Here is a 23012-nt window from a genome sequence, read left to right as displayed (position 1 = left end):
TCGGATGTGTTCCTGCTGCTCCCGCATCTCGGCGATCTTCTGCTCGACCTGCCGATCGTGCGCCTCCAGCAGAGCGATACGGATATCGAACGACTACCGGGCGTTCATCGGCGGCGGCACTGTCATTCGGGATGAGCGGATAACCGCCTTCATCGAAGAAGACCTCGAAGCCAAGTCCCAGTGGCCCGATCCCTGGCTGTCGCTGAGTCCGCTCTTCGCTTCCGGTGGTTCGGTGGCCGAACTCGCCACCACCGGGGTGTTGCACCCCGAGTGCGCGCGGATCTTCCAGACCGGTAAGACCGAGGGCGGCACGGTATGCGACGGACGGCCGCTCACCCTCCACAAACACCAGCGGGAGGCGATCGGGCTCGCCCAGGCCAACACCTCCTACGTACTCACCACCGGCACCGGCTCGGGAAAGTCGCTGTCCTACCTGGTCCCGATCGTCGACCGGGTGCTGCGAGATCGCGAGCGGAAGACGAGCCCCGACCACAAGCGGGTACGGGCAATCATCGTCTACCCGATGAACGCGTTGGCCAACAGCCAGCTCAACGAGCTCAACAAATACCTGCGCGATGGCTACGGCCTGGGCCACGAACCGGTCACCTACGCGCGGTACACGGGTCAGGAGAGCGAGGAGCAACGTCGTAGCGTTCGCGCCAGCCCACCGGACGTCCTTCTCACGAACTACGTGATGTTGGAGCTGATGCTCACCCGGCCGGACGACCGGCGGTCGCTCATCAGAATGGCCAAAGGGCTGGAGTTCCTCGTCCTGGACGAGCTGCACACCTACCGGGGCCGGCAGGGCGCGGATGTCGCCCTGCTCGTCCGGCGGGTACGCCAGGCGTGCCAAGCCGAACGGCTGCTGTTCGTCGGCACCTCCGCGACCATGACCAGCGAGAACACCGGCGACGACCAGCGCGCCGTGGTCGCTCGGGTCGCCACGGCGTTGTTCGGCACCGAGGTCAGCCCGGCGAACGTGGTCGGGGAAACCCTGGTCCGGGCCACGAAGGAGACCCCGGAGACGGTCCCGACCGAGCGGATCCGCGCCCAGCACTCGCCGCAGACGTACGGGGATCTGGTGCGGGATCCGCTCGCTCGATGGATCGAAACCCGGTTCGGCGTCGCGGAAGACCCTGCCGACTCGACGGGCCGGCTCGTCCGACGGAAGCCGGCCCGGATCGAGGCTGCGGGGGCCGAGCTGGCCGAGCAGAGCGGACTTCCCGAGGCAGTCTGTGTCGATGCCATCCAGCACACCCTCAAGGTAGGCGCGGAGGCTCGGCATCCAGTCACCGATCGTCCTCTGTTCGCCTTCCGGCTGCATCAGTTCATCGCAAAGGGCGACACCGTTCATGCCACCCTCGAGGACAAAGAGGTCAGGCACCTGACCCGGGACTATCAGCTGGTCCAGCCCGGACCGGATCGCAAGATCCTGCTGCCGCTGGCCTTCTGCCGCGAGTGCGGCCAGGAATACCTGACGGTGTGGCGGACGGAAGCGGACGGCCGGGTCGTCTACCGGTCACGCCGGGACACCATCGCCACCGGTGGCCGGGCCGGGGACGGTTATCTCTACGTCGACGCCGACCGGCCGTGGCCGCTCCGGGTGGCGGATGCCATCGCGGAGCGTCGCCTGCCGGAGTCCTGGCTGGATGTCGACGACCACGGGCAGGAGGCGGTACGCGACGCGCAGCGACGCCGGTTGCCTCACCCCATCACCGTCGATCCGCAGGGAGTCGAGGGCCGAACCGGCCTCGCCGCTGCCTTCATTCCGTCCCCGTTCCCGTTCTGCCTGCACTGCGGGGTCAGCTACGAGCAGTACCGGGGACGGGACTTCGCGAAGCTCGCCGCCCTCGGGCAGGAGGGACGCTCCACGGCGACCTCCCTCATCTCCGCTTCCATCGTCCGCTCCCTGCAGGAAGCACCGCCCGAGGCGCTCGACCAGAAGGCCCGGAAGCTCCTGACGTTCGTCGACAATCGACAGGACGCCTCCCTGCAGGCCGGTCACTTCAACGACTTCGTTCAGGTCACCCAGCTACGCGGCGCCCTCTACCAGGCGCTTCTGGAGGCGGGCGATGCGGGCCTGAAACATGAACAGCTCGCCAACCGGGTCACCGACGCGCTGCACCTGGACCTCGCGGACTATGTCGGGACCGCGAGCCTGCCGCCCTCGATGGCCCGGAACGCCGCCAAGACGTTGAGCGACGTCGTCGCCTTCCGGCTCTATCTGGATCTCGAACGCGGCTGGCGGGTCACCATGCCCAATCTCGAACAGACCGGCCTGCTGAAGATCGACTATTCTGATCTTGACTGGCTCGCCGGGGAGCAGACCCGGTGGGCCGATACCCTGCCGGTGCTGCGCGAGGCAGAGGCCAGTCAGCGGCTCGAAATCATGCGCGCCCTACTCGACGAGATGCGCCGCGCACTGGCGATCGACGTACAAATTTTCCGCGACGACTTCGATGCCCTCCAGCGGGCCAGCGAGGAGCGCCTCGATCATCCGTGGGTACTCTCCGCCGGCGATCGGCCCAATGTCCGCGCCGCGTACCCGCAGCCGTCGAAGCCAGGGCTGGAGCGAACTGGGCTGTTCCTCTCCGGGCGGGGAAAGTTCGGCAGATACCTGCGGCGCGTCCACTTCCGCAATCTACCGATCGCCGATACCCAGCAGGTGATCGAGGAACTGCTCCGGGTGCTTGCCGCCGACCAGATCCTGACGGCGATCACACCGACGACATCGCGACAGCCCCGGCGGTTCCGCAAGCCGGTCAGCCCGCCGGTCACCGGCTACCGCATCGCGGCCCGGGCACTCATCTGGCGGGCCGGATCGGGCGAGTCCGGTTCCCACGACCCCCTAACCCGCACCTACGCCAGCGGCGACGGTCCCCGCGTCAACACGTTCTTCCGCGACCTCTACCGGAACACCGCCGACACCCTCGGTGGTCTCAGCGCCCGCGAGCACACCGCCCAGGTCGCACCGGAGGAACGAGAACGGCGGGAGACCGACTTCCGTAACGCCGATCTCAAGCTGCTCTACTGCTCGCCCACCATGGAGCTGGGCGTCGACATCTCGGAGCTCAACGCGGTGATGATGCGTAACGTGCCGCCCACCCCGGCCAACTACGCCCAGCGCAGCGGCCGGGCCGGCAGATCGGGCCAACCGGCGCTGATTGTCACCTACTGTCACACCGGCAACAGCCATGACCAGTACTACTTCCGCCGCTCGGACCGGATGGTGGCGGGTGCCGTCGCCCCGCCCCGCCTCGACATCGCCAACGAGGACCTTGTCCGCTCCCACGTCCAGGCCATCTGGCTGGCCGAGGCCGGGCTCAAGCTGGGCCGTGCCATCCCCGGGATCATCGACATCAGCTACCCCGAGGGGGATCGCATACCAAACCCCGAGTTCGCGCTGCACGACCACATCGTGGCGGCGCTGGCCGACACCACCGCCCAGCGGCGGGCAGTGACAGCCACCCGGCAGGTGCTCAGCGGGCTGCTCGCCGAATTCGCCCGCTCCACGTGGTGGGACGACCGGTGGATCGAGGAGACGGTACGGAACGCTCCGGATCGGTTCCACCGCGCCTTCGACCGGTGGCGCGACCTGTTCCGGGCCGCCCTCGTCGATCAGGCTGAGCAGAACCGCCGCGTGCTGGACCATACGTTGACCGAACGGGACCGCGCCGAAGCCGCACGCCGCCGCAGGCAGGCCGAGACCCAGCTCACCCTGCTCAAGAACGAGAGCATCGACCGCGCCTCGGTACTGTCGGACTTCAACCCGTACCGATATCTTGCCAGTGAGGGCTTCCTCCCCGGTTATTCGTTCCCCCGGTTGCCGCTCGCCGCCTACATTCCCACGACGGGCCGTCGCTACGGTGAGGGCGACTACCTCCAGCGTCCCCGGTTCCTCGCCATCCGTGAGTTCGGCCCAGGTGAACTCATCTATCACGAGGGGGGCCGCTACCAGGTCGCCCGCATCCAGCTGTCGACGGATGACTCCGGCCAGGTGTCCACCAGCGCGGCCCGACGATGCGCCACCTGCGGCTACCACCACGACGTCAGCGACCGCTGTGACCGATGCGAATTGTGCGGGGAGCCGCTTCCCGACCCAACGAAGGGGCTCCTAAGACTGCACACCGTCTTCACGGTGCTCAGGGCACAGATCTCCTCCGACGAGGAGGAACGGCGCCGGGCCGGCTTCCGCCTCGTCACCTCCTACCGATTCCAGGCCCACGGGGTACGCCCCGGTCGGCAGGACGCGGTCGTCTCCGACACCGATGGCCCGTTGACCACCCTCACGTATGGCGATTCGGCGACGGTACGGATCACCAACATCGGATGGGTCCGGGCCAAACCCGGTGAGCCGGATGGCTTCTGGCTCGACCCGGCCACCGGCCAGTGGATGACCAAAAAAGACGCCGCCGAGGCGTCCGGGGACTCCGCCGAGCTACCGCTCGTCGATGCCGACGGCAACGAGCAACGACGCAAGACGCGGGTCATCCCGTACGTCGAGGACCAGCGCAACATCCTGGTGCTGAAGCTGGACCAGCCGCTGCCGGAGTCGGTCGCGGTCTCGTTGATGTACGCGCTCGAGCGCGGCATCGAGGCCGCCTTCGAGCTGGAGGACTCCGAGCTGACCAGCGCACTGATGCCGCAGGAAACCGGGGTGCGGCAGTGGATGCTCTTCACCGAGGCCGCCGAGGGCGGGGCCGGCGTCCTGCGGCTCATACAGGCGGAACCGACCGCCTTGGCGCGCGCCGCCGCCGAGGCGCTGAAGATCTGCCACTTCGATCCGGACGGCTCCGACCTCGGTGGTCCGCACCCGAGTCGACCCTGCTCGATGGGCTGCTACGAGTGTCTACTCACGTACTCGAACCAACTCGATCATGGCTTCATCGACCGGCACCTGATACGAGAACTGCTGTTGCGTCTCGCCGCCGCAAAGGCCACGACGATCGACCCGGGCGAGTCCCGTACCGAACGGGTGGCTCGGCTGGCGGCCGTGTCGGCCACGGCGTTGGAGGCCGAGTTCCTCGCCTGGCTGAAACAGCGCGGGCTGCGCCTGCCGGACGACGCGGGGGTGTTCATTCCCGAGGCACTGGCCCGACCGGACTACATCTATCGGCTACCCGGCGTCGATATTGCGATCTTCGTCGATGACGTCGGACACGAGCGCGCCGCGACCGCTGAGCGCGATCGCGACGCCGAGGAACGTCTAGGCGACAGTGGTTGGGAGGTCATCCGGTTCGCCCGGGACAGCGACTGGTCGGCGGTCGCGGCGAAGCACGCGCACTACTTCGGCGCGGGTATCGGCGGCGGTTGACCACGTCGGCAGTGAAGTAGGCCTCGACTCCCTCTCGACGGGTCGAGACCGCTCCCCTCCCCAACCCCCGTCAAGCTCCGAGGGACTGCCGATGTCGACCACCTTCACCCCTGGTTCCCTGGTCTCCGCCCGTGGCCGCGACTGGGTCATCCTGCCGGAAAGCGCATCGGACATGCTCGTCCTGCGCCCCCTCGGCGGGGCGGACGACGACATCGCGGCGGTTTTTCCCGCCTTCGAGCCGGTTCGGGGGGCCGAGTTCGCGCCCCCGTCCGCCAGCGACCTGGGCGACTCGTACGCGGCGGGGCTGCTCCGCTCGGCGCTGCGGATCGGCTTCCGCTCCGGTGCCGGCCCGTTCCGGTCGCTGGCCGGGATCGCCGTCGAGCCTCGGGCGTACCAACTGGTGCCGCTGATGATGGCGCTGCGGCAGCGGACGGTACGGATGCTGATCTCGGACGATGTGGGTATCGGCAAGACCGTCGAGGCCGGGCTCATCGCCAGTGAACTGCTCGCCCAGGGCAGCGCGAAGGGTCTCGCCGTACTCTGCTCACCGGCCCTGGCCGAGCAGTGGCAGGCGGAGCTGCGTACGAAGTTCGGCATCGACGCGGAGCTGGTGCTCGCCTCCACCGTGTCCAAACTGGAACGTGGTCTGGATCTGGGGCAGTCCCTGTTCGACCGGCACCCGCACGTGGTGGTCTCCACCGACTTCATCAAGTCGACCCGGCATCGGGACGACTTCGTCCGGCACTGCCCCGACCTGGTCATCGTCGACGAGGCGCATACCTGTGTCACCGCCGACGACAACACCTCGACGCAAAATCAGCTCCGCTACGAGCTGCTGCAACGCGTCGCCGCCGACACCGACCGGCATCTGCTGCTGGTGACCGCGACGCCGCACAGCGGCAAGGAGGGTGCCTTCCGTAACCTGCTCGGCTTGGTCAACCCGCAGCTCGCCACGGTCGATCTCGGTTCGGACGCCGGCCGTAGGCTGCTCGCCCCGTATTTCGTACACCGCAAGCGCGCCGACGTCCGCCAGTATCTGACCAAGCGGGACGGGCTGGCTGACGACAGCCTCGCCGAGCAGACCTCGTTCCCGTCGGACCGGCACTTCAAGGACGAGACCTACAAGCTCTCCCCCGCCTACCGGGCGCTGCTCGACGACGCCATCGGGTACGCCAGCGAGCGGGTGACCGCCGCCGACAGCCAGGGCCGACGGGAAGCCCGGATCGCCTGGTGGTCGGCGATCGCCCTGCTGCGTTCGCTGGTCTCCTCACCACGGGCCGCCGCGCAGACCCTGCGGACTCGGTCGGCGACCGCCACGGCCCACACCGCCGAGGAAGCCGACCGGCTCGGCGCGCCGCTGACCAGCGACTTCTCCGACAGTGACGCGCTGGAAGGTCTCGACGCCGCGCCCGGCGCAGAGACCGATGGCGCAGCAGTTGGCAGTGGTGGGGCCCGGCTGGCCGCGCTCGCCGACCGGGCGGCCCAGCTCGAAGGCCCGGACGAGGACCGCAAGCTGGCGGCCCTGATCAGCCACGTCAAGGACCTGCTCAAGGAGGGGTACCGGCCGATCGTCTTCTGCCGCTACATCCCGACCGCCGACTACGTCGCCGAGCACCTGGGCGACAAACTCGGCAAGAAGACCGTGGTACGGGCGGTTACCGGCACCCTCTCCCCGCAGCAGCGGCTGCAACGCATCGAGGACCTCGCCGCGCAGGCGGGGAATGACCCGGGCTCCCGGCACGTCCTGGTCGCCACGGACTGTCTCTCCGAAGGCGTCAACCTGCAGCACCATTTCGACGCCGTCGTCCACTACGACCTGGCCTGGAACCCCACCCGGCACGACCAGCGCGAAGGCCGAGTCGACCGGTACGGCCAGAAGCGGGACGTCGTGCGGGTCATCACCCTCTACGGCAGCGACAACGGCATCGACGGCAAAGTCCTCGAAGTTCTCATCAAGAAGCACCGCCAGATCCGCAAGGACCTGGGCATCTCCGTCTCCGTCCCGGACGCCGCCTCCTCCGGGGTGACCGACGCGATCGTCGAATGGCTGCTGCTGCGCGGCCGGGAAAGCACCACGCAGGGCAGCCTCTTCGACGTCGAGGAATACCGGGCGATCGACAAGAAGGCCGCGGTGTTGACCGCCGACTGGCAGTCCGCCGCCGAACGGGAGAAGACCTCCCGCTCCCGGTTCGCCCAGCACGCGATCCACCCGGAGGAGGTCGCCTGCGAGGTCGCCGCGATCCGCGACACCCTCGGCCGCTCCGGTGAGGTCCGAGGCTTCGTACGGCAGGCGCTGCGCGCACTCGACGGAATCCTGCGCGACGAACCGGGTAATACTGGTGACTTCACCGCCGAGCTGAGCGGCACCCCAGCCGGGCTGCGCGACGCCCTCGCCCCGGTGCTCGGCGGTGATGTCGTCGAACGGGGGCGGCCGGTCCCGTTCCGCAGCACCGCAGCCGTGGCGCGGGGCGAGGCGGCGCTGGTCCGTACCGATCCGGCGGTGGTGGCGCTCGCCGGGCACGTCCTCAACACCGCGCTCGACGGCCAGGCGACCGGGCCGCGTCCGGCCCGCCGCTGCGGCGTTATCCGCACCCACGCCGTCAACGGGCGTACCACGCTGCTGCTGGTCCGCTACCGCTTCCACCTCACCCTGCCGTCGAGGACCGGGACCCGGCAGCTCGTCGCTGAAGACGCCCGACTACTCGCCTTCGCGGGCGCACCCGCCAACGCCAACTGGCTGTCGGCCGAAGCCGCGCTGAACCTGCTCGACGCCAGCGCCGACGAGAATACCGACCCCACCTTCGGGGAACGCACCATCGTTCGGGTGCTCGACGGGCTACCCGCCATCGCCGACCACCTTGAGGCGTACGGCGAGAAGCTGGCCTCCGAACTCCTCACCTCGCACCGCCGGGTCCGCAGCGCCGCCGGCGAGATCGTTCGGGGCCTGACCGTCACAGCACAGAAACCCGCCGACATCCTCGGCGCGTACGTCTATCTGCCAGTTCCCGCGACGACGGGAGGGCTGACCTGATGAGCCCCACCGCCCGCAACCAGGTCTTTTCCGCCGTCCACACCATCGGCGGGCTGATCCCCGCCGACATGCTGGTCCGAATCTCCGAAGGTAAGGACGTCACCGGCTCCCGTCCCGCCGACTATCGCGTCATCGGGTCCCGCTCGGTACGCGACGACGCCGAACGGCACTGGGACTATCTCAAGTCGGTCTGGAAGGAGCTACGTGCCAAGCTGCCAGTCGCCCCGGAAGCCGCAGCCCCAGCCGACCCGACCGGGCTCGCCGTCGCCCAGTGGCTCGAACCGCTCTTCGCCGAGCTCGGCTTCGGTCGGCTGACCGCGATCGGGGCGGCCGGTATCACGGCTGACGACGGCGGCAAGACCTTCGCGATCAGTCACCGCTGGAATCACGTACCGCTGCACCTGGCGCCCTGGAACGCCACGCTGGACAAGCGGCCGGGCGGCGCGGGCACCGTCCCGCCGCAGTCGCTCGTGCAGGAATGCCTCAACCGGTCCGAAGCCCACCTGTGGGGGGTGCTCACCAACGGTCGGCAGCTGCGGCTGCTGCGTGACTCCAGCGCGCTGGCCACCGCCTCGTACGTCGAATTCGACCTGGAGGCAATCTTCGACGGCGAGCTGTTCAGCGAGTTCGTCCTGCTCTATCGGCTGCTGCACGTCTCCCGCTTCGAGATCGCCGAAGGTGCGGCAGCGTCGACCTGCTGGCTCGAAAAATGGCGTACGGAAGCCATCGCCTCAGGCGTCCGCGCCCTGGACCAACTCCGCAAGGGTGTACAGGAAGCCATCACCACGCTCGGCACCGGGTTTCTGCGGCACCCCGACAACAACCGGCTACGCGAAGACTTCGACGTTCAGGAGTTCCACAACGCCCTGCTGCGCCTGGTCTATCGGCTACTTTTCCTCTTCGTCGCCGAGGACCGCGACGTGCTGCACCCGCGGGGCACGCCCGAGGAGACCCGCGTTCGGTACGCGAAATACTTCTCCTCCGCCCGGCTGCGCACCCACGCCCGACGCCGCCGAGGCAGCACCCACAGTGACCTGTACCAGGCCCTGCGGCTCGTCCTCGACGCACTCGGCAACGAGAACGGTCGCCCCGAACTGGGCCTCCCCGGCCTCGGCGGCATCTTCGACAACGGAGGAGCGGACCGGCCACTACAGGACCTGTCGCTGTCCAACGAGCATCTGTTGCCCGCCGTACGGCATCTATGCCAGGTGCGGGACACCGGTTCCCGCCGCTGGCGGTCGATCGACTATCGGCACCTGGACGCCGAAGAACTGGGCTCGATCTACGAATCGCTGCTGGAGCTGGTGCCAAAGCACAGCGCGGTCGATCGCACCTTCGAGCTGGTCGAACTCGCCGGCAACACCCGCAAGACCACCGGCTCCTACTACACCCCGTCCTCGCTGATCGAATGTCTGCTGGACTCGGCACTCGATCCGGTGATCGACGACGCGGTGAAGCGGGGCGAGGTGGCGGCAACCGCCGCTGGTAAGCCCGACCCGGCCGACGCGATCGTCTCCGAGCTCCTCGCCCTCACCGTCTGCGACCCAGCCTGCGGATCCGGCCATTTCCTGGTGGCAGCCGCCCGTCGGATCGCCAAGCGGGTCGCGGCGGTACGGGAACGCAACCCCGAACCGACCCTCGACGCGGTACGCAGTGCCCTGCACGAGGTGGTGGCCGCGTGCATCTACGGCGTGGACCTCAACCCGATGGCAGTGGAACTCGCCAAGGTCTCGCTGTGGCTGGAAGCCCTGGAACCGGGCAAGCCGCTGAGTTTCCTGGACGCGCACATCAAGCATGGCAATGCCCTGATCGGGGCCACACCCGCACTGCTCCTGCGGGGCATCCCCGATGAGGCGTTCAAACCCATCGAGGGCGACGACAAAAAGTTCGCCAAGGCCCTGGAGAAGCAGAACGCCAAGCAGCGAGCAGGGCAGGGCAGCATCTACGACCTGCTCGAAACGGTGAACGTCGCCAACAGCGCGTTCGCGCACAACCTGCGCCGCATCACCAGCGCGCCCTCTGACGTGCTCCGAGACGTACGTCGGCAGGAGTCCGCCTATCGGGACTTGGCGGGCTCTACCGACTACCGGCGCGCCCTACGCGTTGCGGACGCCTGGTGTGCAGCGTTCATGTGGAAGAAGACAGCGGATGCTCCACCTGCGGTAACCCACGGCATCCTCCGCGCTTTGGAGGATCCGAACGCGTCGGCTGTCGAGCAGGCCACCCGTGACGAGATCGATCGGTTGCGTGAGCAATACCGATTCTTCCACTGGCACCTGGAGTTTCCTGAGGTCTTCGACGTCCCGAAGGACGGCACCGGCATCGACCCCGCGACTGGCTGGACCGGCGGCTTCGGTTGCGTCCTCGGAAACCCTCCATGGGAACGCATCAAGCTTCAGGAACAGGAGTTCTTCGCGCAACGGGACGCGGCAATTGCGACAGCGAAGAACGCCGCTGCACGTAAGAACATGATCGCCGCGCTCAAGAACGACGAGGACCGCCGCCCCCTGTATGAGGAGTTCGAGGCAGCCAAGCGCAAGGCAGAAGGCGAAAGCCACTTCCTGCGCAACGGCGGCCGTTACCCACTAACCGGCCGTGGCGACATCAACACCTATGCAGTGTTTTCGGAAACCGACCGCATGCTCATGGACCCACGCGGACGCATGGGAGTCATCGTCCCGACCGGCATCGCCACGGACGCCACCACACAGTTCTTCTTCAAGGATCTCGTCCTCAACGGATCACTCTCGGCTCTATATGACTTCGAGAACGCGTCCCCCCTCTTTACCGGCGTTCACCGCTCATTCAAGTTCAGCATCCTCTCTCTTACCGGTCACGCCCACCACGAGCCCGTCGCAAGGTTTGCCTTCTTCCTCCACGACCCGATTGAGCTGGGCGACGCGGACCGAGCTTTCACTCTTACTCCCGACGAAATCAATCTCCTGAACCCCAACACCGGCACCTGCCCGGTCTTCCGCTCCCGCCGCGACGCGGAGATCACGCTCGGCATCTATCGTCGAGTACCGGTTCTCGTCAAAGAGGGAGACCCCAGCGGAAACCCTTGGGGCGTGTCATTCATGACAATGTTCCATATGTCGAACGACTCACACCTCTTCCACACTCGCGAAGACCTCGAAGCCGACGGCTGGACCCTTACCGGCAATATCTTCACCAAGGGCAGCGCCCAAGCCCTACCTCTATACGAGGCAAAAATGGTGGACTCATACAACCACCGCGCCGCAGACGTTGTAAAAAGTGCGACGGCACAGAAGCGACAAAACCAGCCTTCCTACCTCAATATCGATGACTGGTCTCGGCCTACGCGACTCGCTCTGCCCACGAGTTGGGTATCGAGTGACGAAACTCCAGTCGAGGCGCCTCCGGGATGGTTGGGCTTCCTGCGAATCAGCAGTCCCACGAATCATCGAACCATGATCTCAGCAATCATCCCACCTGCCGCCATAGGCGACTCAGTCTTCATCTTACTGACAAATGGAGCATCTGACTCCGAGTGCATAGCGGCGCAGCTCAATTCCTTCGCATTCGATTTTGTAACGCGGCAAAAAGTTGCCGGATTGAACCTAAATTTTTTCTACATCCGCCAACTTCCCATCCTTCCGCCAGCAGCACTAGAACCGCACCGAAGTTTCGTCTCAACTCGGGTTCTCGAACTCAGCTATACAGCTACGGATCTCGCCCCCTTCGCCACGAGCGCTGGCGATAGTGGATCACCGTTCCGATGGGAGGAGGAGCGACGGCAGGTTATTCGAGCTGAACTTGACGCCCTCTTCTTCCACCTCTATGGAATCTCCCGGGATGACGTGGACTACATCATGGAGACGTTCCCGATCGTCAAGCGGAAGGACGAGGCCAAGTACGGCACATATCGGACCAAGGACCTGGTTCTCGCCGAGTACGACCGTATGGCCGCCGCCGAGGTCAGCCTGACGAACCCACTGGTCGACGGCGAGAACTACACATCCACCCTCAACCCGCCACCAGGACATGGCCCCCGCCACCCCGCCCGCTAAGAACAGAAGGCCCTCAGGCGTGGCTGCCATCTTCTTTCTACGAGATGGCAGCTGCCTTCAAATCCAGCGGAAGAATAACGTCCTACTGGGGGATGAGCTCGCCGACCCCGTAGTTATTCCACCACTCTGGCCTTCGCTTGCGAAGCACCCCATCAAAACGCGTTAGCAGCAACCAATTACCGTTCAACACTAGCGCCGCATCCTCTGGCCGACCGTCAAGCACTCTTGCCACGGCCGCCACCATGTTTGGCGTCCCTTTGTCGGACAGATCATTCTTACGCATGCGAAAGCCAACGTTCACATACTCTTCCGGCTCCCACTCCCACTGGGAACCATCGTCGTCTTCAGCGTCGTAGTAGCCATGACTGCCCGCATAGATGCTGACCGCGTACCCGAGTTGTTCGTAGAGATCGGCACTGAACAGCCGTGGGTAGCCAGCAAGCGAGGACTCCTCAGTGGCTTCCGGCGCAGCAAGCTCCGCCACCTCCCGTAACGAGATGTCACCCGCCAACGTCAGCCGGTACTCAATAGCCACGCCTATCACCTTCCTCAGTCTCGCCGCACGAACTGAATTATTGCACCGGTCCGGGTCACCACCACTAGCTCTTTGAGTCGTACTATCGGCCAGTCTTCGAATTGTTTACCCAGAGCAGCGAGATCGCCGCGCCAGTCCTTAAGATTCAAGACCACGCGCTGCGTCTGCTTGCTGGCGACTTTCTCCGAGACCTCAGTCCAAATGCCTCGCACCGGCTTCGGCGGGGTCGGTGAATAGCAGTCGAAGACGAGCCCTTCAATCAAGTAGTCCGGATCTTTGTCCGGCTTTCCAGAGTCGCCTGTTTTAGACCGCGCCTCAGCTATTTCCTGCCTCGTAGGGTTTTGATGCACCCGGAAGCCTTTGCCTGCAACCATATCGGCGCATTCGTTCTCCAGCTTTAGGGAACGACGAACATTGTCGTCCTCCCTTGGTGGGATCCTGGTTCGCGGTCCGGTCGGTGAACCTCCGGGGATGCCGGTCGGCTGCCTGGTCCACGGCGTCGCTAGATCATGGCCGGCAGGAGGGACCCCGCCGGAAAGGGAGGTCGTCGAGGTTGAATCACTCGTGGTGGAAGCGGCAGGGCTGGCCGGCACGGAACCGCCAGCCCTCGTCAGTTTCCCGACGACCCCAACTGACGCGCCTCCGCGATCCCCGCCTCGACGAGCTGCCGAGTAACTCCGGCCCGCTGAGCCACCAACACCAGAACCTGCTTGGCGTTCTCCAGCGCCTGTAGCAACGGCTCCGGCTGTCCGCCATGGAGAACCGCACTAATGATTCGCTGCGTCTCGCCGACTTGCGCGATGACGCCGCCGATCCCATCACGCAACCCGTCGATCATGTTTTGCGCTGGCGTCAACCCGCCGATCGCCTCTTCCGGGGTCGCCCCGTGGGGAACGGAACCGACTACTTTCGTTACCTCTCCAATCAAGGTGGCAAGTCCACCAGCTCTCCCTTGGATTGCCACGATTGCACTGCGTACCCGCATCATCCCTGCAGCCACGGCAGCGAACCCAGTGCCTGCTGCCCGGATAGCCACCGCCTCTGCCTGACTGTCAGCGGCGGCTATCAGCCCTTGCGCTCTCTCAACCCCGACCGTCAGTGCACGTAGCTCACCAGTGATCTTTTCGGTGTAAGACATGGTTGTCCACTTCCTCGATGCGAAGGACGTAGATGCTGTAGCCGAAACTACAGGCAACCTCCCAGGCGAGCCAGACGCTAGGTTGTACCGGCGACGGCACTCCGTACGGCCGAGCCGCGCGCATGAAGTCCAGCGCGGGCGGTCCGAGGCAAGTGATTGATGAATCTTCGTCTCATCCGTTACGCAGACCTTTGGCGCGTCCAGGGCAGGCTGAACTGATCGTCCTCCAGCTTGAGGACTGGCATTGGAATCCCGCAGACTTACGTAAGCAGCTCGACGACTGGCCTATACCAGGACTCAAGCAGCTGGTAGCCGTGCTGCCTAATGGAACCGTCGTCCAGATGATTCGCCAATCTTAGGAGGTAACAAGATGGCAATCAACTTCCGCTTGACTATCGCGACCGAAATGCTGCTGGAGCAGGCCGCAAAGCTTGCCGCCCCGGAGGCCACCGAAAAGCCGCCAGCCCCAGGACACTCGCCATATTTCAGTGCCGACTTTTATGAGCAGCGCGGCTACGCCATTACTATCAGCGGCGGCAAGAATGGCTACTATTCGGCCGAGGGCGACAGCGGCGATGAATTCGAATGGGAGCTGGAAACATACATTAACTTCAGCTTCCACATGCGCAAAAGCATGGGCGATGAGGACGTTTCCAACATGCTTACCACTGTCGCTCGAATTCTTGCCAGCCGCCCCGAAGACGCGGCACTCATCCAAGACGGAAACTGGCTACTGCTAACCCGGCTCAACGGGAAGTTGCGAAAGCACAGCTTGTCCGACTTCTGGCGCGGTGCAGTCTACAACAACATCATTCCCGGGTAGACCTCCAACAGCCTCATGAAGGCGTATCAGACCGGGCGTGTTAGCTGAACCTGGTCAGCCGGCTGGACTTCTACGTGCCCCTCGGGGCGGCGAATCTCCAACACCGGTACGCCTTCGTCGAGGTGTAGTTCATTGCGCTCGCGGCCGGTGGGCATACGGGCGATCACTGACGCACCCGCCGGGATCTCGACCTGTTGGCGCTCGGGCGTCTCCCGCACCCGGCTGCCATGTCCGCGAACTGTACTGACCAGTCCTTCCGCGCGCAGCGCAGAGATCGCCATCCGGACCGCTTCGCGACCGATGCCGTACTCCTGCGTCAACCGCGCCTCGCTCGGCAACGTCGCGCCCGGTAGCAGCTCCCCAGACTCGATGCGCTCACGCAGCAGGTCGGCCACCTGCACGTAAACCGGCGTGTGGGAGCGCGGATCGATGGTCATACCGCACAAGCCTTGTTCCCCCATGGGGCCGACTGGTTGTGCCCCTATGCCCCCGTGCGTATAGTCGCATCATTGGCAACCGTCCGTGACGGGAACCCGGATCGCCAACGGCAATAACCGCCAGTAGAGGGCACCCACGATGGCGACATTCGTTCAGGCCAGACAACGAGATCGAGGGAGGATCTGATCGTGTCTATCGACTATGAGCTGACACTCGCGAGCCACGTCCCGCTGGAAGAGTTGGCCAAACTGGTTGCCCCTGGAGCAACCGAAGGTCTCTCAGCATCTGGCGACCGGATGTTGTGCGCATACCTCTACGACGAGTACGGATACGCAGTCAGCATCCTGGCCGGCACCAACGGCTACTACGAGGCAGAGGACTCCGGCACCCAATGGCTATGGAAGCCCGAGACGTACGTCGACATCGCCTTCCACATGCGCAAGGACACCTTGACCGAGCAGGGCAGGCCACACATGCTCAGGGCAGTGGCCATAGTCCTGGCCAACCGGCCCGAAGACGCGGCGTTGACCCTGAACTACGACTGGCTCCTACTGACCCGCTTCGACGGCAAGCTGCGCAAGCACAACGTCACCGGTTGGAACCACGAAGACTTCGACGAGACATATATTTCGTGACTGCTTCACGGTCCAAGCGCCAGGCGTTGCGCCAGCAGCGACTTCGCTGCTCAGGAGTCCTGTTCCGAGGTGTCGGCCACGAAGACGCCGATGCCCATCCGGCCGACCAGCTCACCGAGCTCGATCATGGAATCAAGGGCACGACGGACAGTCATATGGCTTGTGTCGTACTCCTCGGCCAGCAGACGGGTCGAGGGAAGCTTTGTCCCTGGCGGGTAAATGCCAGCCGCGATCTTCGCGCGGAGATGCTCCCTGATCTGACGCCAGAGCGGCTGGGCATACGGCATGCGATCAGAAAAGCAGCTGAGCCGAGGATTATCGAGGCCTATCCCCTACTCCTCCGAATCAAGATGATCCGGCCGGTGATCTCTGATCCACCGCTCTACGTCCTCGCAAGCCAGATTCGCCCTACGGACAGGACGGCCACCGGATCTGGGAAGGATTTCGAGTTGGTGATCTGGTAGGCGCGCGTACGGGAGACGCGAAGCATCTCCTGCACTTCCTGACTCGCTACCAGCCGAAGCTTTCTCATCCGGCGACGACCGGAGCAGTCGCGCTGTCTGCCTGTGCGGTCTCCCGCGACACGACGAAGGCTCCGTGCCTACGCATCCTGCTCCGAGGTGTCGGCGACGAACACACCGACACCTTGCCTGCCTTCCAGCACTCCCGCCTCTATCAGGAGTTCGACGGCCTTCCTGACGGTCACCGACGAAGTCTCGTACTGTTCGGCAAGCTCTTTGGTCGTCGGCAGCTTGGCTCCAGGCTTCAAGATCCCGGCATCGATCATGCCCTGGATGTCCTGCCGGATCCTTCGCCACAGCGGCACGTACGGCACCATGACGCGAGTCCATCACGCCCAGTTCTTGATCTTGCTACCAATGCCACCTTTACAATCTATAGCTTGAAAGATTAGTTTGATTGTAAACATGCCTTGAGGTGCAGCGATGCAGGAAGGAGGGACATGGGTAGGCGCTGGAAGTGGCTCTTGCGGCCAGGGAAGGTCGTCATCGACCCGACCGGGCAAGCGAAACCAGATGGAGACGCGCCAAGGCGCTTCCGGCGGCTGGCTGTCGAGGACTTCGTACCCAATCTTCGGGGGACCTCGCGGTGCAACGGCGCGGTCGCCTACGAGCGGCCCGAGGAGCGCCAGACCACACACGCGGACCAGCAACGGTGAGTAGTAGGTGTCGACGGATTGTGGGGCGGGATGCGGAAGGTTGATGAGCCGGAGGCGTCGAGTGTTCCTCGACGGATACTCGGGCGAGAGCTGCGGGAGCTGCGGACCGAGGCGCGGATGTCGCTGGACGGTGTGGCGCGGACGTTGCAGTACAGCCCACGGAAGATGTGGTGGATCGAGACGGGCGCGGGCGAGGTGCGCGCCCACGACGTACGGATCATGTGTGCGCTCTATGAGACGAGCCCGGAGCTGACCGACGCGCTGGTCGCCCTGGCCGGCAAGACGACCGCGACCGGCTGGTGGCATTCCTACAGCAGCACCATCCCCGCCTGGTTCGACCTGTACGCCCGTCTGGAGTCCGCCGCCCGCCGCCTCCGCACCCACCAGAGCACGCTGATCCCCGACCTCCTCCAAACCCGGAAGTACGCGCACGGGCTCTGCCAGCAGCACCCCGACCTCACCGCCGACGAGCAAGAGCAACTGATCAAGGTACGACTGAAGCGGCAGACCCTCCTCCACCGACGGCACCCGTCCGCACCCCGCTACGACGTCATGCTCTGCGAATCAGCACTGCTCCGCGTCGTCGGCAGCCCGGCATGCATGGCCCAGCAGCTCCGGCACCTGCTGGAGGCGAGCCGGCTGCCCAACATCTCGATCCGGGTCTTACCTCTGACTGCCAGCCAGCACTCCGGTGCCATCGCCGGGACCTTCGTGATGCTCGACTTCCCCACCGGTAACCGCACCGAGCCCGAACCGCCGGTGGTCTATCGCGAGATGCTGACCGGCGCGCTCTATCTCGACCGCAAGGAGGAGTTGGCCGCCTACGAGCGGACCTGGGCGAGCCTCGACACGCTGGCGCTGAACGAGGAACAGTCCCGACAGCTGATCAAAAAGATTGCCGAGAGGTTCCAGCATGGCTGAACCTGCGAGCTCCAAGACCAGGATCGGCTGGCACCTATCTGACAAGTTCCACGGTAGTGTGGATGTCATGGTGGCGGCACAGGAAGAAGTGCCGTTCAGCGAGTTTCTGCACCGACCCGGGGCAGCCGCGGAACGGTTGAACGTCGTACGCGTGTTGCGGCTGCGCCGCCGCGACGCGGAAGATCTGGCGCTGATCAGGGCAGACCAGATGGAACGCGAGGCGGTGGTGGTCGATTTCACCGCTCGCCTCCTGGCGGGTCTGGTCCGTACCGAGTCCCTGGAGGCGGTGCGGCGGGTCCTGGTCGAAGCCCTGCCGTGGGTCACCTTCCTCCCCGACGCCGACGTCGACCAGCTCCTATCCGAGCTGGTGACAGTCGCGCAGGGAGCAGCCTCGGTCGACAATCTGACCCCAGTGGCCGTGTTGCTCGCCCAGTGGCGGCACACTGCGGAGGTTTACAGCGATCCGAGGCTGCTGGAAATCATCAGCCGCGAGCCCGAGTGCGACTTTGGGCCGGCTCATCCCCCGACTACCGAGCGATGAGCCCGAAGCGTGGCGACCGGGCAGCACCGCCGCCCATCGACGCCGAGTATGACCTTCGCTTTGCGAACTCTCAGGCAGCCGATGGCTGGGAAACGCTGGCCCGCCAGGCACCCGCGAACCTGCGGCGCGCATACGACGCCATCCGCGCCAACCCAAGAGCCATGACCGCACCGGACCGGCACCATCGTCTCAAGGGCTCCCTCGCCAGCGGCACGTGGAAGGGACAAGCCCACGAGCGCTGGCAGTACGAGGTCACCGGCGGCGGACGCATCTGGTACCTGGTTGACGACGAACGTCGTACGGCCTGGATCACCTACGCCGGTGCTGGTCACCCACAGGAAACTGACTGAGCGTCCGATCTACTCGGGCCCCGTACCAGGCCCCCCGCTACGAGGTCATGCTCGGCGAATCAGCGCTGATGCCCGTCGCTGAAAACCCGACAACCCGGCATCATGGCTGAACCGCATGGCACGTGGCGTGTTGTCTTCCTCTCCTACGCCGACTCTTATCCGGCTCCGAATCCTATTCGATCTTCTGACGGTCGCGCAGCAGGCGGACTCGGTGGCAAACTTGACCCCGGTGGCCCACAAAGAATGATGCCGGACCACGAATGTTGGGTGGCTGCAACGATCGACACATGATGCTACGGTGAGGCCGCTCGAATGCCCGCACAATCATTCCGGCCGGGCCGATATGGGAATCCACCCGTCGCCCAGCTTCAAAACCATGACATCGACTTACGTCTTGGATGCGCATGCCATGGAACTCATGATCGAAACGGTCGAGGCGGGCTGGCCCAAGTGTTGGATCGCCGCATACGATCGACCGGCCGGGAGCCAAGAGTGAAGATTATCGACAAACTGGCGTGGCTACGGATAGAAAACGGCAAGATTCTGAGCACCCGGTCGCACGGAAAGGACGCCTATTACATTCCTGGCGGCAAGCGTGAGGCGGGCGAGAGCGATCAAGAGGCGCTCAAGCGGGAGATTCAAGAAGAGCTCTGCGTCGACCTGGTCGACGACACGATCGAACTGGCCGAGGCCTTCGAGGCACAGGCCCGCGGCAAGGCCGAGGGCATGATCGTCCGGATGACCTGCTACCGGTCGGACTACAAGGGCTCGCTCAAGCCCGGCGCCGAAATCGAGGAAGTCGTCTGGTTGGACTACTCCGGACGGGAGAAATCGTCCATGGTGGATAAGCTGATTTTCGACTGGCTGCACGACCGCGGCGAGCTGTGACCCGCCGCTGCCTCCGACCCCACTACTGACCGGGGGAGGCCGGCGACCGCAAGCCGTCACTGACCCAGCGGGTAGCGTTACATCCGCCGTCATCGACCGGCCACTTTGGAAGTACGCCGTGCCGCAACTCGCCCTCGCCAACAGCTTCTGGGAGAGCTTCGACGTCCTCGAAAAGCCGGTAAGGGCCGGGGTACGCAAGGCGATGGCGAAGTTCCAGCACCTCAGCATCGCCGAGTTGCACGCCGACAAAGGGCTGCACCTGGAATCGGTCAACAACGCCCGGGATCAGCGAATGCGGACCATCCGCGTCAACGACTTCTGGCGCGGTGTGGTGCTGGCCCCAGATGACGGCAGTGACACGTTCCTGCTGCTGAACGTCGTGCCATGACCTGGCCCACGAGGCTCGCCGGTTCCTGCACCGCCGCCAACGTCAACCCCACACCGTACGCGGCTACTTCCACGCCCGCCACGTCCGCTACTCACTCATATAGGAAACCAAACCGTTTCGTCTCAATAAGATCATTACGCCCGATGGATTCTCTTCCTTGAAGGGGATAAAGACCCCGGGCGGCTTCCCACTTGGACAGATACGCCCGTTTCCTGGTTGATTTCTCCTGATGGGTGCTGGTCAAACGACGTAAAGCCGTAGCCCGGGTGGCGTTGAGGCGGCCTAATTCGTCATCCGTCCTGTGTAGAGTGATCACGTCGCTGTCGGGACATTCCCCGCTCACTTTCCGCCACCCATTGCTGGGCCAAGTGGCTCTGTCGCCGACCGCACAGTCATTCGCCGTGCGACACCAGCGGCATATCGATCTGACTACGGGGGGAAGGAAGCACCCGACATGGCACTCACGCCATCAGCCGGACGTCGGTGGCGCCTCGGCGCTACCACCGTTGCGGCCGTCACCACTATCGCCTTCGGCCTGCCCGCCCAGGCTGCGCCTGTTGAGGGGCAGATCCTCAACGTTGGCGGTTCTACCGCGGTCACCGACTCCTACATCGTCGTACTCAAGGACGGCGGACTGACGGCCGACAAGGTCGACAGCGCCGCGCAGACGCTCGCAGGGCGGCATGGTGGCCGGGTCGCCCGGACCTACCAGCACGCCCTGCGCGGCTTCGAGGCACATTTGACGGAGTCGGCTGCCCGACGCCTCGCCGCCGACCCGTCGGTGCAGTACGTGCAGCAGAATCACACGGTGTCGATCGATGGCACCCAAACACCGACCCCGTCCTGGGGACTGGACCGGATCGACCAGCGCCCTCTGCCGCTGAACAACTCGTTCGCCTACCCGAACCAGGGCTGGGACGTGCGGGCGTACATCATCGACACCGGCATTCGCTTTTCACACAGCGACTTTGGCGGCCGGGCAAGCTCCGGCTTCGATGCCATCGACGGCGGTAGCGCCGACGACGGCCAGGGTCACGGCACACACGTGGCGGCCACCGTCGGCGGTTCGACGTACGGCGTGGCCAAGTCGGTCAAACTGATTGGCGTACGAGTGCTCGACAACACGGGCAATGGAACGTACGCACAGGTCATTGCCGGCATTGACTGGGTGACCGGAGACCACGACCCGGGTGAGCCGGCGGTGGCAAACATGAGCCTCGGCGGTGACTTCTTTCAGTCTCTCAACGACGCGGTGAGCGCCTCGATCGCCGACGGCGTGACTTTTGTCGTCTCCGCTGGCAACGAATACGGCAGCAACGCCTGCGCGAAGTCGCCGGCCAGCACCCCCGACGCGATCACCGTCGGGGCCACCACCTCGAACGACTCGCGGGCGAACTACTCCAACGTCGGCAGCTGCCTGGACATCTTCGCTCCCGGCTCCTTGATCACTTCCGCATGGAACAGCTCGGACAGTGCTACGGCCACGATCAGCGGTACCTCGATGGCGAGTCCGCACGTGACCGGTACGGCGGCACTCATTCTCTCCAAGAATCCCACGTACACCCCGGCACAGGTACGTAACAAGCTGGTCAACGACGCGACCTCGAACGCAGTGGTAGATGCCGGCTATGAGTCGCCGAACAAGCTGCTCTACGTCGGAGATGCGGGCGTACGCGGCCCACTCCTGCCACCGGGCAAGCGCCGTCCGATTGATGTCACCCCATAGTCGACCCCGCAGGACGTTATAGGCCCGATTCGGGATGGCTCGGGCATGGCGTTCATAACGAATGCCGTTGAAACAGGGCGTGGGGTCCTCCGTAGACAGGTTCTTGCGAAAGAGCCGATCTACCCGGAGGACCCCACGCGTTTTGCTTTAAGCCCGATCCTGCCGCTGCATCCATACCTGGACTGACGAACGACATTTTGGATTGGGCGAGAACCCCGGCTTTCAACGATCCAGATGGGGAGCAATTCGATCGCCTCTGAACAGGTAGATCCGACCATCAGGGCTTGAGGATTTGCACGAAATCTTTCACCGCTTGCCCGTAGCGCACGTTGTAGCCTTCCGAGATTGCTGCTTTCAGGACGTCGTCTCGCACGTCGGCGACGTTACGCGGGGACGAGACCCCGGGAGTGTGTTCGTAGTTCCAGACTATGACGTCGAGAAAGACCGGCGCGACGAGCGTCCGCCCCAGACGCAGGAGCGCTTCAGCGATTGCCGGGTAAGGCGTGTGAACTGGATCGGCCAACCAGCTACGGAGCGCGGGCTCCTCGACACTGAAGTCCACGCCCATACGACCCAACGCTTGAATGGTGTCGGGCTTCGGCTGATCCGGCTGCACACCCAAGTCTCTTATCTTGCGGAGCCGATAGAAAACGAAAACCTGCTGACCAGCGAGATTCGGATATTCTATCTGGTGACGTACGCCCTGGTCCTTGTCCTTGAAATAGTCATGGTCGAACGTTATCCCGCGATCTCCAAAGTCGTCGTCCTTACTAAAATCGTCATCTTCCTTTAAATGACCACCTATCCTCAAAATTTCGCCCGGATGGATGTCGACGTTGCGGCCAACCTCAATAGGAAAGGTTTCGAGGAAATCTATTTTTACACCCTCGTCGTCCGCCCTCCTGAACAACGTGTGACACACTCGATTGTTACCGGGCGGCGGCCCCACGCATACGCCCAGGGTGCCACGGACTTCCAGATCGATATCCGCCTCGTCACTTTCGGTCTGCAGCCCGCTGTGAATTCCCTCTAATATGACCTCAACTTCGAAAGGCATCCCTCTCCACCCCTTCATC

General features: G+C 64.6%; 18 protein-coding genes. 11 read left to right on the top strand and 7 right to left on the bottom strand.

What is annotated here, in order from left to right:
* Window positions 1–232: 232 nt before the first annotated feature.
* The 3 genes from ACWDV4_RS23625 (at window position 233) to ACWDV4_RS23615 (ending at window position 12376) form a co-directional block, all read left to right on the top strand.
* A complete protein-coding gene (locus tag ACWDV4_RS23625; protein ID WP_449982409.1) occupies window positions 233–5314 on the top strand; it encodes a DEAD/DEAH box helicase in 5082 nt (1693 codons plus the stop codon).
* 91 nt (window positions 5315–5405) lie between these two features.
* Window positions 5406–8345, top strand: coding sequence for a DEAD/DEAH box helicase (locus ACWDV4_RS23620; protein ID WP_449982407.1), 2940 nt, complete (start codon window positions 5406–5408; stop codon window positions 8343–8345).
* Window positions 8345–12376, top strand: a complete 4032-nt coding sequence (locus ACWDV4_RS23615) for an Eco57I restriction-modification methylase domain-containing protein (protein WP_449982404.1) — start codon at window positions 8345–8347, stop codon at window positions 12374–12376. Before ACWDV4_RS23620 ends, ACWDV4_RS23615 begins: the two co-directional genes overlap by 1 nt.
* Before the next feature lie 82 nt (window positions 12377–12458).
* Here ACWDV4_RS23615 and ACWDV4_RS23610 read toward each other — a convergent pair whose 3' ends face one another.
* From ACWDV4_RS23610 to ACWDV4_RS23600, 3 genes are all read right to left on the bottom strand, one after another.
* Complete coding sequence (locus ACWDV4_RS23610; RefSeq protein ID WP_449982402.1) at window positions 12459–12911, bottom strand: SitI3 family protein; 453 nt, start codon at window positions 12909–12911, stop codon at window positions 12459–12461.
* A 14-nt stretch (window positions 12912–12925) separates the two neighbouring features.
* Window positions 12926–13285 carry a CdiA C-terminal domain-containing protein gene (locus ACWDV4_RS23605; protein ID WP_449982400.1) on the bottom strand — a complete coding sequence of 120 codons (360 nt, stop codon included), beginning with the start codon at window positions 13283–13285 and terminating at the stop codon, window positions 12926–12928.
* Window positions 13286–13521: 236 nt separating this feature from the next.
* The gene (locus ACWDV4_RS23600; RefSeq protein WP_449982399.1) at window positions 13522–14049 is read right to left on the bottom strand and encodes a DUF6244 family protein; all 528 of its coding nucleotides are present in this window, start codon (window positions 14047–14049) and stop codon (window positions 13522–13524) included.
* 370 nt (window positions 14050–14419) lie between these two features.
* Here ACWDV4_RS23600 and ACWDV4_RS23595 point away from each other — a divergent pair, with 370 nt between their 5' ends.
* On the top strand, window positions 14420–14872 hold the full coding sequence (locus ACWDV4_RS23595) for a SitI3 family protein (RefSeq protein ID WP_449982397.1): 453 nt from the start codon (window positions 14420–14422) through the stop codon (window positions 14870–14872).
* 26 nt (window positions 14873–14898) lie between these two features.
* Here the strand turns inward: ACWDV4_RS23595 and ACWDV4_RS23590 are convergent, their stop codons facing one another.
* Entirely contained in the window at window positions 14899–15309 is a 411-nt protein-coding gene (locus ACWDV4_RS23590) for a GntR family transcriptional regulator (RefSeq protein ID WP_449982394.1), read from the bottom strand.
* Between the two features lie 189 nt (window positions 15310–15498).
* Here ACWDV4_RS23590 and ACWDV4_RS23585 point away from each other — a divergent pair, with 189 nt between their 5' ends.
* A complete protein-coding gene (locus ACWDV4_RS23585; RefSeq protein WP_449982391.1) occupies window positions 15499–15945 on the top strand; it encodes a SitI3 family protein in 447 nt (148 codons plus the stop codon).
* A 50-nt stretch (window positions 15946–15995) separates the two neighbouring features.
* On the opposite strand, the gene ACWDV4_RS23580 is transcribed toward ACWDV4_RS23585, so the two are convergent.
* Both ACWDV4_RS23580 and ACWDV4_RS23575 read right to left on the bottom strand, forming a co-directional pair.
* A complete protein-coding gene (locus tag ACWDV4_RS23580; RefSeq protein ID WP_449982388.1) occupies window positions 15996–16232 on the bottom strand; it encodes a GntR family transcriptional regulator in 237 nt (78 codons plus the stop codon).
* A 314-nt stretch (window positions 16233–16546) separates the two neighbouring features.
* Window positions 16547–16783, bottom strand: coding sequence for a GntR family transcriptional regulator (locus ACWDV4_RS23575; protein ID WP_449982385.1), 237 nt, complete (start codon window positions 16781–16783; stop codon window positions 16547–16549).
* Between the two features lie 369 nt (window positions 16784–17152).
* Between ACWDV4_RS23575 and ACWDV4_RS23570 the strand changes: the two genes are divergently transcribed.
* The 6 genes from ACWDV4_RS23570 to ACWDV4_RS23545 all read left to right on the top strand — a co-directional run bounded on the left by ACWDV4_RS23570 (window position 17153) and on the right by ACWDV4_RS23545 (window position 21936).
* Window positions 17153–18043 (top strand): helix-turn-helix domain-containing protein, encoded by an 891-nt coding sequence (locus ACWDV4_RS23570; protein WP_449982383.1) that lies wholly within the window; start codon window positions 17153–17155, stop codon window positions 18041–18043.
* Complete coding sequence (locus tag ACWDV4_RS23565; RefSeq protein ID WP_449982380.1) at window positions 18036–18584, top strand: hypothetical protein; 549 nt, start codon at window positions 18036–18038, stop codon at window positions 18582–18584. The genes ACWDV4_RS23570 and ACWDV4_RS23565 overlap by 8 nt, the downstream gene beginning before the upstream one ends.
* Window positions 18581–18934, top strand: coding sequence for a hypothetical protein (locus tag ACWDV4_RS23560; RefSeq protein WP_449982377.1), 354 nt, complete (start codon window positions 18581–18583; stop codon window positions 18932–18934). Before ACWDV4_RS23565 ends, ACWDV4_RS23560 begins: the two co-directional genes overlap by 4 nt.
* Window positions 18935–19426: 492 nt before the next feature.
* Complete coding sequence (locus tag ACWDV4_RS23555) at window positions 19427–19822, top strand: NUDIX hydrolase (protein ID WP_449982374.1); 396 nt, start codon at window positions 19427–19429, stop codon at window positions 19820–19822.
* A gap of 118 nt (window positions 19823–19940) precedes the next feature.
* Entirely contained in the window at window positions 19941–20210 is a 270-nt protein-coding gene (locus tag ACWDV4_RS23550; RefSeq protein ID WP_449982371.1) for a hypothetical protein, read from the top strand.
* A gap of 454 nt (window positions 20211–20664) precedes the next feature.
* A complete protein-coding gene (locus ACWDV4_RS23545) occupies window positions 20665–21936 on the top strand; it encodes a S8 family peptidase (protein WP_449982369.1) in 1272 nt (423 codons plus the stop codon).
* Between the two features lie 277 nt (window positions 21937–22213).
* Here the strand turns inward: ACWDV4_RS23545 and ACWDV4_RS23540 are convergent, their stop codons facing one another.
* Window positions 22214–22993, bottom strand: coding sequence for a hypothetical protein (locus tag ACWDV4_RS23540; RefSeq protein WP_449982366.1), 780 nt, complete (start codon window positions 22991–22993; stop codon window positions 22214–22216).
* Window positions 22994–23012 lie beyond the last annotated feature (19 nt).

The organism is Micromonospora sp. NPDC003197, assembly GCF_053590565.1.
This window is presented reverse-complemented; position numbering and strand designations above follow the sequence as displayed.